The organism is Fusibacter sp. JL298sf-3 (assembly GCF_053842995.1).
Genome location: NZ_CM132608.1, coordinates 1,975,381 through 1,988,587, shown reverse-complemented (window position 1 = coordinate 1,988,587; position 13,207 = coordinate 1,975,381). Strand labels below are relative to the sequence as shown.

Annotated in this window: 9 protein-coding genes; 8 read left to right on the top strand and 1 reads right to left on the bottom strand. The window is 47.7% G+C overall.

All coding sequences use genetic code 11. The features are described from left to right. Positions 1–102: 102 nt before the first annotated feature. From ACR6HW_RS09485 to ACR6HW_RS09470, 4 genes are all read left to right on the top strand, one after another. Complete coding sequence (locus ACR6HW_RS09485; protein WP_455727489.1) at positions 103–732, top strand: redox-sensing transcriptional repressor Rex; 630 nt, start codon at positions 103–105, stop codon at positions 730–732. A 144-nt stretch (positions 733–876) separates the two neighbouring features. Further along, the gene (locus ACR6HW_RS09480; RefSeq protein ID WP_455727488.1) at positions 877–2,061 is read left to right on the top strand and encodes an acetyl-CoA C-acetyltransferase; all 1,185 of its coding nucleotides are present in this window, start codon (positions 877–879) and stop codon (positions 2,059–2,061) included. 24 nt (positions 2,062–2,085) lie between these two features. Beyond that, entirely contained in the window at positions 2,086–2,541 is a 456-nt protein-coding gene (locus ACR6HW_RS09475; RefSeq protein ID WP_455727487.1) for a MarR family winged helix-turn-helix transcriptional regulator, read from the top strand. A 166-nt stretch (positions 2,542–2,707) separates the two neighbouring features. Next, positions 2,708–4,048 carry an MATE family efflux transporter gene (locus ACR6HW_RS09470; protein ID WP_455727486.1) on the top strand — a complete coding sequence of 447 codons (1,341 nt, stop codon included), beginning with the start codon at positions 2,708–2,710 and terminating at the stop codon, positions 4,046–4,048. 89 nt (positions 4,049–4,137) lie between these two features. On the opposite strand, the gene ACR6HW_RS09465 is transcribed toward ACR6HW_RS09470, so the two are convergent. Continuing rightward, on the bottom strand, positions 4,138–4,302 hold the full coding sequence (locus ACR6HW_RS09465; RefSeq protein WP_455727485.1) for a DUF362 domain-containing protein: 165 nt from the start codon (positions 4,300–4,302) through the stop codon (positions 4,138–4,140). 379 nt (positions 4,303–4,681) lie between these two features. Here ACR6HW_RS09465 and gdhA point away from each other — a divergent pair, with 379 nt between their 5' ends. The 4 genes from gdhA to ACR6HW_RS09445 all read left to right on the top strand — a co-directional run bounded on the left by gdhA (position 4,682) and on the right by ACR6HW_RS09445 (position 13,197). Next, positions 4,682–6,022: an NADP-specific glutamate dehydrogenase gene (gdhA, locus tag ACR6HW_RS09460; protein WP_455727484.1), complete on the top strand. Its 1,341-nt coding sequence runs from the start codon at positions 4,682–4,684 to the stop codon at positions 6,020–6,022. Positions 6,023–6,433: 411 nt separating this feature from the next. Further along, positions 6,434–8,065 (top strand): PucR family transcriptional regulator, encoded by a 1,632-nt coding sequence (locus ACR6HW_RS09455; RefSeq protein WP_455727483.1) that lies wholly within the window; start codon positions 6,434–6,436, stop codon positions 8,063–8,065. A gap of 68 nt (positions 8,066–8,133) precedes the next feature. Continuing rightward, the gene (locus tag ACR6HW_RS09450) at positions 8,134–10,173 is read left to right on the top strand and encodes a urocanate hydratase (protein WP_455727482.1); all 2,040 of its coding nucleotides are present in this window, start codon (positions 8,134–8,136) and stop codon (positions 10,171–10,173) included. 210 nt (positions 10,174–10,383) lie between these two features. Further along, positions 10,384–13,197 carry an AAA family ATPase gene (locus ACR6HW_RS09445; RefSeq protein ID WP_455727481.1) on the top strand — a complete coding sequence of 938 codons (2,814 nt, stop codon included), beginning with the start codon at positions 10,384–10,386 and terminating at the stop codon, positions 13,195–13,197. Positions 13,198–13,207: the final 10 nt, after the last annotated feature.

The following is a 13,207-nucleotide window of genomic DNA, read 5'->3' as shown; positions in this document are numbered from 1 at the left end:
AAGACGATAATTGGTGCGAAAAAAGATTGTTATTTATTTGACAACCTTTAGTAAAAAATGGTACAATATACGAATAAGGCTTAAAGAACGATGAGGTGAGTAATGAAAGAAAAAAACATATCAGTAGCAGTTATTAGGAGATTGCCAAAATACCATCGGTATTTGAAAGACCTCCTCGACAAAGATATTAAACGTATATCTTCAAAGGAATTGAGTAAATTAATAGGATTTACAGCATCGCAAATTCGTCAGGACCTCAATAACTTCGGCGGTTTCGGACAACAGGGGTACGGCTACAACGTCGACGACCTCTATACGGAAATCGGGAAAATCCTAGGTTTGACACGCGAATACAACGTTGCCATTGTCGGAGCGGGAAATATGGGACAGGCACTGGCCAACTATTCGAGTTTCAGCAGATTGGGCTTTCATTTAAAAGCGATGTTCGACATCAACCCCAAATTGGTTGGGCTTAACATCAACGGTGTTCAAGTTTACGACATCGACGAGTTCAATACCTATGTTGAAGAAAACAACATTGAAATCGTCTACATCTGTACGAGCCGTGCGGGCGCTCAAGATGTGGCAGACCGCATTCAAAAGACGAACATTAAGGCGATTTGGAATTTTGCGCCAATCGACTTAAAAGTACGCGAAGACATTGTTGTGGAAAATGTCCATTTGATAGATAATCTGTTAACACTTTCATATTTCTTAAAAGAAAAAGAATAATTCTATCAAAACCACTGCATAATTACGCTCTTTGCATGTTAAAAAAAAGATAAAGAAAATGCGGGACTGGGCATGACCTAGTCTCGTTTTTTTGATAAAATATTCTCTAGGGATTGTAACACATTAAACTTAGGGAGGTACAACATGAAAAGAGAAGTGGTTATTGTCAGTGCTGTTCGTACGGCCATCGGTGCTTTTGGCGGCAGTTTAAAAGGGGTAACCCCTGCAAACTTAGGCACCACAGTTATCAAAGGTGCGCTGGACAAAGTCGGCCTTTCACCTGAAGCGGTTGACGAAGTGCTCTTCGGTTCTGTTCTACAAGCCGGCTACGGCCAAGGCATTGCGAGACAGTGCTGGGTTGGCGCAGGTTACCCGGAATCGGTGCCGTGTACAACGGTGAACATGATTTGCGGTTCCGGTCTTAAAACAGTTTCCATGGCGGTTCAATCGATTCTCGCCGGCGACAACGACGTGGTGGTCGCAGGTGGTACTGAGAACATGAGCATGGCGCCTTATTTGATTAAATCCGGCAGATGGGGCCAGCGCATGGGGAACGGCGAACTGTACGACGTGATGGTGATGGACGGCCTTTGGGAAGCTTTCAACAACTATCACATGGGGATAACAGCTGAAAACATTGCAGAAAAATGGGGTATTACAAGAGAGGCACAGGACGGATTGGCGTACCTGTCTCAGTCGCGTGCGTTTAAGGCGCGTGAATCCGGTCGATTTGACGACGAAATCGTACCGGTGACGATTCCTCAGAGAAAAGGGGACCCTATTGTTTTCGATAAAGACGAGTACATCAAGGAGACGACAGAAGAAAAACTGGCGAAATTGAGACCGGCGTTTAAGAAGGACGGCACGGTAACGGCGGGCAATGCGTCCGGCATTAACGACGGCGCTTCTTGTGTCGTCGTGATGACGAAGGAAAAGGCCGACGCCCTCGGGTTGAAGCCGCTATGCTCAGTGGTGGGCTACGCTTCTGCAGGTGTCGATCCAAAGATTATGGGCATCGGTCCCGTACCGGCAAGTCGAAAGGCGCTTGAAAAATCGGGCCTTTCGGTTTCGGACCTCGACCTCGTTGAAGCCAATGAGGCGTTTGCCGCACAGGCGCTTGCCGTATCAAAAGAGCTCGGTCTCGACCAAGAAAAAGTCAATGTCAACGGCGGCGCAATTGCCCTCGGACACCCAATCGGTGCGTCGGGCAATCGAATTTTGGTCACATTGATTCACGAACTGGTTAAGCGCGAGGGCACTTACGGTTTGGCGACGCTGTGTATCGGCGGCGGTATGGGCGAAGCGGTAATTGTAAAGCGCGCAGAATAAAAGGCGTTTTAGAAAGGACAGTCGATGGCGAATTACACAAATGAAATCGGCCGGATTTTAGACCGATTCCACACAAAACTTTTGATGCAAGACAAGTCGGGCTTTTTTAAAAGGGACTTGGGCTTTAAAATCAGTTTGATGGAAATGCTTATGATTAAGCGCATTGGTGAACAAGAACCCATTCGACTCAACGAACTCATCGACTCGCTGGAAGTGGACCGAAATCTCGTGACCACGACATGCAAGCGCCTGATGATGCTTAAATTGCTCATCAAGCGTCAGGACGAGACCGACGGCAGGGGGCAATGCCTTGAACTGACGTCGGCGGGGCGCGTGGTATATGAGAAAATCGTCCGCGAGCAAAGCAAGGAGTTGGCGTTTGTCCTCGGCGACATCAGCATCAACGAAGAGAAAGCGATTTTGAAATTCGTCAGTAAGTTGGTTCAATACCATACTGAAAAGTACGAAGTCAACAAATAAATACGCGTGGAGGGCTTGACAAGGGGGTCTCCACTGCGTATAATCAGTAAAGTTAAAAAAATATGCAAATCGCCTTTACGGCGGAGTGTTGAACATCCACTTGAAAAAAACTCAAGGTGGGTGTTCTTTTTTTGTGAAAAATTAACGCGTTAGGGGAGAGAGTACCATGGAAAAGAAACAATTTAATCGCTATCTGTTGGCATTGACATTGCCCATCATTATTCAAAATCTTATTACAACGGCGTTGAATCTCCTCGACACGATGATGATCGGTCGAATCGGAGAAGTGCAGCTTGCCGCCGTGGGGCTTGCCAATCAATTTTATTTTCTTTACACGCTGTTTATCTTCGGCGTCGCCGGGGGCAGCGGTGTTTTAATCGCCCAGCTTTGGGGCAATAAGGACCAGCGCTCTATTAAAAAGGTGCTCGGGCGCTCGCTCATCTCAGCACTGCTTTTGTCCACAGTGTTTATGGTGGTGGGCTTGACGTTTACTGAAGAGATTATCGGCCTGTTTAACGACGATCCCACAATAGTGGCCGTGGGCAGTTCCTACCTGAGAATTACGCTCATGGGGTATTTGTTTACCAGTGTGTCCTTTGTACTGGCATCGGCACTTAGAAGCATTAACAACACCAAAATGCCGATGTACGCCAGCTTGCTCGGCTTAATAATCAACGGCACGCTGAACATGGTGCTGATTTTCGGTTACATGGGCTTTGAGCCGATGCATGCCAAAGGTGCGGCTATTGCCACGTTGACGGCGCGTACCATCGAGTGCTTCGTGCTCATCTACTTTATTTACAAGCACGTGCCGGAGCTCGCCTTGGGCGTCGGCGATTTCAAGGGACTCGAGACGTCGATGAAGGCGTCTTTAAAGAAAGTCACTTACCCGATTTTGCTCAACGAAGCGTGTTGGGGCATCGGCATGGTGACGTATGTCGGGCTCTATGCGCGCCTTGGAACGCGTGCGACAGCGGCGATGCAGATTTGCAGCACGGTGATGAACCTCTTTATGGTGGTGGCGTTCGGTCTTTCATACGCCGCGCTGGTGGTCGTGGGCAACGAAGTCGGTGCGGGCAAGAGTGAACATGCCATGGAACTGTCGGCGCATATACGCAAGCTCGCGCTGAAGGTGGGCGTCGTCTTGGCGGCGATTCTGTTCGCTTCTTCCGGCGTCATACCGATGTTCTTTAAAGTGTCGCCGGAGGTCAAGTCGATGTCTCAGGGCATCCTGTCGATTTTTGCATTGATGTTGCCGCTGAGAATGCTCAATATGCTGATGATTGTCGGCGTGCTCCGAGGGGGCGGCGATGCCCTTTACGGGACGATTTTACAGGCGACGACGTTGTGGATTGTGGGCATTCCGCTCACTTTTGTGTGTGGCTTTGTACTGCGTCTTCCGGTACCAGTTGTCGTGGGGGCTTCTTTTGCAGAGGAAGTGGTGAAGTGGCTTTTAATTCAGCGCCGTTACAAGTCGGAGAAGTGGGTGCGCGTGGTGTTCAGCTAATGCTGAGGCGGCGCATCTCTACTGGATAAGAAGGTATAAAAAAAGGTCAGTGCTCTGGGCACTGACCTTTTTACCGCCATTTTTTTAGATTACTCTGGTTGTGGAGCGTCAACTGGGCAAACGTTCGCGCAAGCGCCACAGTCGATACATTCTGAGTTGATTACGTAGATGCTATCACCAGCAGAGATAGCGTTTACTGGACATTCTGGCTCACATGCGCCACAAGAAATACAAGTATCTTTAATTACGTACATATTAAAACCTCCTATAAAATAACTCGCCATTTATTTTCGTGAACTTGCCTTTATTATAGCCACAGAGGTACAGGCGGACAACACGTTTTTTTAAAAAAAAAGGAAAAAAGGCGACAATACAATGATAATCATTATTAAGGCGAAAATGTTCGGTATTTTACGGGGTTTAAATTGTCCCATAGGGACAATTTTGTCCTGTTGAACTGTTTCAAAAAAGTTATAGAATAGCCCTTTATTTTGGTTTACACTGTATATCTTCTATGTTAAAATTAAGGCGTTGAAGGGATTAATATTTTTTTAACAATTTCGAGACAAATGGGAAATTCCCTAACAAACTGAACGAGGTTTCGACAAGATCATTTTAAAGGAGATGTTTGAAATGAAGTACATTGAAGAGGTATTTGAACAGGTTAAACAGCGTAACGCTGGAGAAACAGAATTTTTACAAGCTGTAGAAGAAGTATTTAAATCTTTAGAGCCTGTATTAGAGAAGCGTCCTGAGTATGTAAAAGCAAATATTCTCGGTAGAATCACTGAACCGGAAAGACAAATCGTATTCAGAGTACCATGGGTAGACGACGCAGGTAATGTACATGTTAACAGAGGTTTCAGAGTACAGTTCAACGGCGCTATCGGACCTTACAAAGGTGGTCTTAGATTCCACAAGTCAGTTTATTTAGGCATCATCAAGTTCTTAGGTTTTGAGCAAATCTTCAAGAACGCTTTAACTGGTCTTCCAATCGGCGGCGGTAAAGGTGGTTCTGACTTCAACCCAGCTGGTAAATCAGAAGCTGAAGTTATGAGATTCTGCCAAAGCTTTATGACTGAATTATATAGACACATCGGTCCTGACGTGGACGTTCCAGCAGGCGATATCGGTGTTGGCGGTAGAGAAATCGGTTACCTTTACGGACAATACAGAAGAATCCGTGGCGCATTCGAAAACGGTGTTCTTACTGGTAAAGGCCTCGTTTACGGTGGTTCTTTAATCCGTCCTGAAGCAACTGGTTTCGGTGTCACTTACTTTACAAGAGAAATGCTTAAGACACATGGCGAAACTTTCGAAGGCAAAACTGTTGCCCTCTCTGGTTTCGGTAACGTAACTTGGGGTACAGCTACTAAAGTTACAGAATTAGGCGGTAAAGTTGTAACAATTTCTGGTCCAGACGGATACATTTACGACGAAGCGGGTATCGCTGGCGAAAAAATCGAGTTCTTACTCGAGCTTAGAGCAAGCGGACAAGATATCGTTAAGCCATACGCTGATAAATTTGGCGCTGAGTACTTCCCAGGCGAAAGACCTTGGAATGTAAAAGCAGACATCATTATTCCATGTGCTACTCAAAATGAAATCCACTTAGAGCACGCGAAGCAAATCGTTGCAAACGATGTTAAATTCGTATGTGAAGCGGCAAATATGCCTTGTACAAACGAAGCACTTGAGTACTTGTTAGACAACAACGTAATCGTTGGTCCTGCTAAAGCGGCAAACGCTGGCGGTGTTGCAACATCTGCTCTTGAAATGAGCCAAAACTCTATGAGATTAGCTTGGACTGCAGAAGAAGTTGACGCTAAGTTACAACAAATCATGAAAAACATTCATGACAATGCAGCTAAAGCAGCTCAAGAATTCGGATTCGGTTACAACCTCGTTGCCGGTGCTAACATCGCTGGTTTCGTAAAAGTTGCTGACGCGATGATCGCTCAAGGTAACTACTAATCCGCAGTTAATACACTTATTCAAAACCCGTGCCTTATGGCGCGGGTTTTTTCAAGTTCAAGTTCTTTTGGGGACGGTTCTTTTGTGCTCGATTCCACTAAAATTTTACATAGATGGACTTTTGAATGCAGGTGAAAGGCGCGTGGCGGCCCATTTGTTCTTTTGTGCTTTCTCACTTGTCGACGTGATGAAGGGAACGGGCATAGGGGCGGTGCTCGAGGTGAGGTGCAGATGAGAAAAGAGGTGATGCATAGGCAAGACCGGGTGATGGTGCGCCTTTCACCTGATTGTGTACAAGCGGAAAGACGTTAAACGGCACAAAAGAACCGTCCCTTCAAGTTAACATTGTAGTCTTTTCACAATTTGATATAATAAAGATACGAATTTTAACTTTTGTGTGAGGGGGCAACTGTGATTAATGAATCAAATGTGCTTTTGAGAGAGCTGCTGGAAGTGGCGCTTTTTTCAAAGTCGAAATTACTAACTGAAGAAAAGACGTTGAACAACCCGATAACATCGTGCAACGTCATGGTAGATAGAGAGATCCTCAACTGGATTGGTCAGGACGGTCAGGTTATCTTGACGACGGGACAGATGTTCAAAGAAATGCACATCAACGCCCAAAAGGAGCTGTTTCGAGCGCTCCACGAAAAGCAGGTCGCGGCCATATTCGTAAAAGTTACGCCGTATTTGAAAGCCTTGGCGAAAGAGACTGTGGATTTGTGCAACACCTTTGGCATCGCCGTGCTGGACCTCGACTACGACGTCTCATTTACCGAAGTGTTTTCCGTGGTGTATCAGCTCATGTACGAAAAGCAGACCAATATCCTAAAGCGGGTGGAGACGCTTCACAAAGACATGATGAACGTCGTCGTCAGCGGGGGGAACATCGACGATGTTCTTAGGAGCATACAAAAGACCATACCGTCGCCTGTTTTTATCTGCGACTACTATTTTGAAGACACGTACTACGTCAAATCGGCTTTTGAAGACGCCTATACCATGCTTCACGAAAACATTGAGGGCATTCACCTCGAGAGTAAAAACGCCAAGTTGATTCGGGACAAAGCGGTGCTGAAGTCGTCGGAAGTAGAGCGCTTGATTATCCCGATATTCGTTAAAAACCAAGTGTACGGTCACATCGTCGCCTATGGCAAAGACGAGGCCATCACCCATTACGATCAGCTTGGGCTGGAAGCGGCATCAAACATAATCGCCCTCGAGTTTCTGAAGAAAATCTCGGTGCAGGAAGTCGAAAACAAGTACAAAGTAGAGTTTTTCGACGACCTCGTTTCAGCAGACGACGTCAAGAGACAGAAAGCCGTTGAGCGCGCGCAAAACTTTAGATTTTCAGAACAGGCACACTATGTCATCCTCAACATTCACGTCACCTCAAAATCGGCTGTAGACGAATCTGAGCGCCTGCTGAAAGCCGCTTATCTCGCAGAACTGATCTGTAAAGACCTCGGTCGCGTCTACATGATTCTCAACAAAGGCGAAAGCGTCTACATTTTGTTGATGCTCAAGGAAGGCGAGGACCGCACGGTGGTGGATCGTTACAGCCGGGGCATTTACGACGTGCTCAAATTGAAACTGAAAAAACAGCAAATTAAAATCGGCGTCGGCAGAATATACAAAGGGCTGGCACTTGTCCACAAGAGTTTGCAGGATGCGGTAAAAGCGTCAGAAGGCGCTAAGAACTACTTGCCGGGCGATGTGGTTGCCTTTGAAGACATGGGCGTGTATAAGGTGCTCTCTCACCACGCCATCAAGTCTGAAGCCGAAGCCTTTTTGAAGGAAACCATCGAACCGTTGATGCTTTACGATTCGCGCAAGGACACCGAACTCGTCAAGACGCTGGAAGTCTATTTTCAGTGTAACGGGAACTTGAAGAAGATGTCGGACGTCCTCTATACGCATTACAACACCATTTTATACCGTTTGACGCGTATTCAGGAGATTATTCCCTATAAACTCGACGATGAAGAACAGCGCTATGCCCTTCAAACGGCACTTAAAGTCCATAAAATACTCAGTCAATAGGCCGATTCGACCTAAAATAGACGCACGACAGGTAAACTGAAAGCAATAAAAAATGTGGAGGTATTGAGATGAACAATCAAGAAATCGCAAAGGCGATGCAAGTGAAACTTGAAGACATCTTTCCTGAACTGCCGGAATACCCGGCGTTTATCGAAGGCATTAGAAGAGCGCCTAAGAGAGAATTGACACTGAACGAAGGCGAAGTGGCGTTGGCGCTGAAAAACGCACTTCGTTACGTACCTGAAAAATGGCACGATGTATTGGCACCGGAGTTCCTCGATGAATTGTTGACAAAGGGCCGCATCTACGGGTACAGATTCAGACCGGTGGGCAACATCAAAGGCAAGTCTATAGACGACTACAAAGGCCAAATCGTCGAAGGTCGTGCGATGCAGGTTATGATCGACAACAACCTCGATTTCGACATCGCCCTTTACCCGTATGAGCTCATCACTTACGGTGAAACCGGTGCGGTATGCCAAAACTGGATGCAGTACCATTTGATTAAACGCTATCTCGAAGTGATGACAGAAGAGCAAACGCTCGTGCTCCACTCTGGACATCCACTGGGCCTTTTCCAAGCGCCGGTTACAGCGCCGAGAGCGATTATCACCAATGGTTTGATGATCGGTATGTTTGACGACCTCGAGAATTGGAACCGCGCGACTGCACTTGGCGTTTGTTCATATGGACAGATGACAGCAGGTGGTTGGATGTACATCGGCCCTCAGGGAATTGTACACGGAACGTATTCCACAGTGCTCAACGCAGGTCGTGATAAGCTCGGTATCCCTGCGGATAAAGACCTTAAAGGCAAATTGTTTGTTACGTCCGGCCTCGGCGGCATGAGTGGTGCTCAAGGCAAAGCGGTTGAAATCGCAGGTGGCGTCGGCATCATTGCAGAGGTGGACGATTCGAGAATTGAAACCCGTCACTCACAAGGGTGGGTATCGGCAGTAACGCGTACGCCAAAAGACGCGTTTGATCTGGCAAAAAAACACCAAGAGGCCGGCACAGCAGCTGCAATCGCCTTCCACGGCAACATCGTCGACTTGTTGGAGTACGCTGTTGAGAACGACGTACACATGGATCTTTTATCCGACCAGACGTCTTGTCACAACGTTTACGATGGCGGTTACTGCCCGGTAGACATGACCTTTGAAGAGCGTACACGACTCCTTGGTGCGGACAAAGCGGCGTTTAGAAAATGCGTCGACGCCACATTGGTGCGTCATTACCATGCAATTAAAGCACTCAGCGCCAAAGGCGTTTACTTCTTCGATTACGGCAACAGCTTTATGAAAGCGGTTTACGACGCCGGCGTCAGCGAAATTTGTAAAAACGGTGTCAACGAACTCGACGGCTTTATCTGGCCATCTTATGTAGAAGACATCATGGGGCCGATTCTCTTTGACTACGGTTATGGACCGTTCAGATGGGTGTGCCTCAGCGGTAAAGAGGAAGACCTCGATAAAACCGACCGTGCGGCAATGGCGTGCATCGATCCCGACAGACGTTTCCAAGACAGAGACAACTGGATTTGGATTCGCGACGCTAAGAAAAACAAACTCGTTGTGGGCACCAAGGCGCGTATCCTCTATCAGGACGCACTGGGCCGCCTGAAAATTGCACTTAAGTTCAATGAAATGGTTAGAAATGGCGAAGTTGGACCGATTATGCTCGGTAGAGATCACCACGATACCGGCGGAACGGATTCGCCGTTTAGAGAGACATCAAACATCAAAGACGGTTCTAATGTCATGGCGGATATGGCGACACATATCTTTGCCGGTAATGCGGCGCGCGGCATGAGCCTTATTGCGCTTCACAACGGCGGCGGCGTCGGCATCGGCAAATCCATCAACGGTGGCTTTGGCATGGTGCTCGACGGCAGTGCGCGCGTCGATGAAATTCTTAAGAATTCTATGCCGTGGGATGTTATGGGCGGCGTTGCAAGACGTGCGTGGGCGCGCAACGAGCACGCCATTGAAACATCGGCAGAATACAACGATATGCGTCCTAAGGACCACATCACATTGCCTTATTTAACAGACGCTTCTAAGATTGAAGCCCTTGTTAAAGCGCACTATGTAAAAGGTGGAAAATAAGCAAAACAGTGTGCCGCGAGCACACGAGAGCCGAGTGCCTCTCCGGATTTACGGAGGGGCCGGCTTTTCATTTAGAGGGGACAGCGCTTGCCGTAAGTTCATGAAGGTGGCGCCTGTACCCGATTTCACAGACGGTTTATTGACATCTCCAGTAATGCAAACTGCGGTTAGACAACGGCAGTTTTTTGAGTTTAAAATTGGCGGTAGGACATGACGACGTTAAGCGTAAAGCTTTTTGGTAAACCTGAAATACAATTGAATAACGCGCGTATGGCGCTGTCTTTAAAGCGCAGCGAAGCGCTGTTTTACTACTTGGCCTTTGAAAAACGCGCCACGCGGGAAGAACTCGTCAATTTGATTTGGCCCAATCAGTCAATGGACGTTGCGAAGAAAAACTTGCGCAACAGCCTGTACAGAATTAAAAAAGACCTCGGTGCCGATGTCTTTAAGAGTCCCACGAAGAACACCGTTGAACTCAGCGACGATTTTTGTTGGGAAGTGGATGTCGAGCCGTCTTCCGAATTGTTTTTAAGCCGTTACGAAGGCAGTTTTTTAGAAGGCGTCGCCGTAAAAGATGCCGTGGGGTTTGAGCAGTGGCGATTGGACACTGAGCAAATGCTCAACATGAAATATAGGCAAGCGGCGCAAACAGTGTTTGACACTTGGCTTGAAACCGCGTGGGAGCAGGCTTATAAAGTGGCGGAGACGCTACAGAAAATCGATCCCTTTGACGAGACGGCGACGCGCTATTTAATGCGTGCGTATAAAAAGAAGAAACTTTATAAAAAAGTGGTGGAGACCTACGCGGCGCTTAAACGCCTTTTAGAAGAAGAGATGGGCATCAAACCCGATGCCGATACGCGGGCACTTTACTACCAGCTGATTCAAACGCGCACAGAAGCCGCACCTAAAGCGGCGCTTTTCGGGCGGGTCGCCGAACAGGAAAAAATCGTCGGTCTACTATCGCGTTTTGAGAAGTTTGGCGAGAAAAAGGCGCTTGTGGTAGAAGGGGAAGCCGGCGTGGGCAAGTCAAAACTGCTCAAGGCGGTTTTAAACCAGCAGGCGTCAGAAGCTCTAATCGTCTGGAGTGCCTGTTACCTCGTCGAAGAGAACTTCGCGTACAAAGCGTGGAACGCGGTACTGGGCAGATTGATCGATCAAATGCAGGCGTCCGGGCTCGAAGTGCCGCAGACGGTGGTTCAGATTCTGGGCAAAGTTTTTCCCAGTGTGATGTGTTTTGAAGATGCCTCGGGTCTCGAGAACCTTGAAACCATCAACAGTGATTATTTGGAGCGTTTGATTTGCAAATTGCTCGGCGACTTCAGCAAGCACCGGAAAATCGTCTTTGTGTTCGACGACCTCCAGTGGATGGACGAATGGAGTTTGAGGCTCCTTCAAAACATCGTCCTACACGTCGACGGGGTGACGTTTATGGCCACGGCGCGACAGATGGAGACGGAAAAAATGACGCATTTTCTAATGCCGCTCTACAAGTACGGTCTCGTGGAGCGCTTGGAACTGTGTCGATTTACCGAAGCGGAGACGTACGCGTTTTTAAGCGAGCGCATTCAAGCGCCCATGTCCGATGCGGTTCATAAAAAGGTCTATGAAGCGTCCCTCGGCAACGCGTTTTTCATTGTCGAATACGCGGGGCTCTTTGTGCGAAACGACGCCTCGGCTGTAACGCGCCTTAAAAACTTAATGGACGCGCGGCTCTTTGAAGCGTCTAAAGAAGGTCAAAAAGTGTTGGGGCTAATCGCCATGTTTTTTGACGAAGTGGCGCACAGTTTCCTCGAAAAACTCTATTCGGGTTCGGCGGAGCGTCTGCTGGAAGTGCTTCAGGAACTCAAGGCCAAGGGGTTTGTGGAAGAGGTGCCCAGAGGCAGTACGGTGCACTGGCGATTTACACATCACAAACTCAGAGCGCATATCTACGACAAAATGCCCCATGTTCAAAAGCGCGTGCGACACAACAAAATAGCGGAAATCCTCGAAAAGCAGTTGACAGGATTGCCTAAAGATGTTTTAATATTTCAAAAATTGATGTACCATTACGAGGGCAGTCACAACAAGAGCAAGCAACTGGCGTACACCATCGCTTATCTAAAAACAGTGTTTGACTTCAGCCACGAGCTCTATCCCGAAGGTCAACTGATGGTGGAGGTCAAGCTCGACTTCAGTCCGGAATATTACTTTGAACTGCTCGACCAGCTGTTTGAAGCGTCTGGTGAAGAGGTGGCGCCGGAGGTGCGCATGCAGTACAGGCATATGAAAGCGCGGTATTGCATACGTGGCGGCGACTACGAAGAGGGATTGGCCATCTTGTCGGAACTCGTTTCAGACGCCCAGGTGAGCGGCGATGACGACATGCTGTTTAAAGCGTCTGTTCAACAGATTTACTACTGGATTCAGACTGAGCAACCGGAAGCTATGCGGGAAATGCTCAGTTGTATGCAGCCGCTGGTAAAATCGCCGAAACAAGAGGCGATGCTCATGCGGCTCATGGGGATTGAACGGCTGATGTCCAGCGCTTACAAAGAGGCGCGTATGCTCTTTAGAGCGTCGATTGAAGCGTTTGAGTCCCTTTCGGAAAAGAAAACCTACGCCCTGAACATCGCGGCGGCGTACAACTATATCTCAGAGACTTTTTTAAAGGAAAGTGAATTGGAAAGAGCCCTCGAATACGCCAATAAGGCCATTGTGTATTGCAAAACGTACAATATTCTCAGAGGGCGGTCGATCTTCAACACCAACGCCGGCATTATCGCCTATACCATGAACGATTTGGCGCGTGCAAAAGCCTATCTTACAGAAGCGCTAAAATGTTATGATATTATCGACTCACCGTGGAAAAAAAGTGAGGCGCAAGGGTATTTGGGTATGATACTTATGGCAGAGGGTTTTTCCGAAGACGGCAAACGCTATATGCGCCTTGCAAAAGAGCAGGCGGAAAAGATGGGGACGCCGAAAACCATTGCGCTGATGAAGCGCCTTGAAAAGCAAGCGGAAACTTTCAAACCATAGCGGGTTAATC

What these genes read in the sequence shown, in the direction of transcription:
- ACR6HW_RS09485 (WP_455727489.1), top strand. Translation starts at nt 103, where the DNA reads ATGAAAGAAAAAAACATATCAGTAGCAGTTATTAGGAGATTGCCAAAA.
- ACR6HW_RS09480 (WP_455727488.1), top strand. Translation starts at nt 877, where the DNA reads ATGAAAAGAGAAGTGGTTATTGTCAGTGCTGTTCGTACGGCCATCGGT.
- ACR6HW_RS09475 (WP_455727487.1), top strand. Translation starts at nt 2,086, where the DNA reads ATGGCGAATTACACAAATGAAATCGGCCGGATTTTAGACCGATTCCAC.
- ACR6HW_RS09470 (WP_455727486.1), top strand. Translation starts at nt 2,708, where the DNA reads ATGGAAAAGAAACAATTTAATCGCTATCTGTTGGCATTGACATTGCCC.
- ACR6HW_RS09465 (WP_455727485.1), bottom strand. Translation starts at nt 4,302, where the DNA reads ATGTACGTAATTAAAGATACTTGTATTTCTTGTGGCGCATGTGAGCCA.
- gdhA (WP_455727484.1), top strand. Translation starts at nt 4,682, where the DNA reads ATGAAGTACATTGAAGAGGTATTTGAACAGGTTAAACAGCGTAACGCT.
- ACR6HW_RS09450 (WP_455727482.1), top strand. Translation starts at nt 8,134, where the DNA reads ATGAACAATCAAGAAATCGCAAAGGCGATGCAAGTGAAACTTGAAGAC.
- ACR6HW_RS09445 (WP_455727481.1), top strand. Translation starts at nt 10,384, where the DNA reads ATGACGACGTTAAGCGTAAAGCTTTTTGGTAAACCTGAAATACAATTG.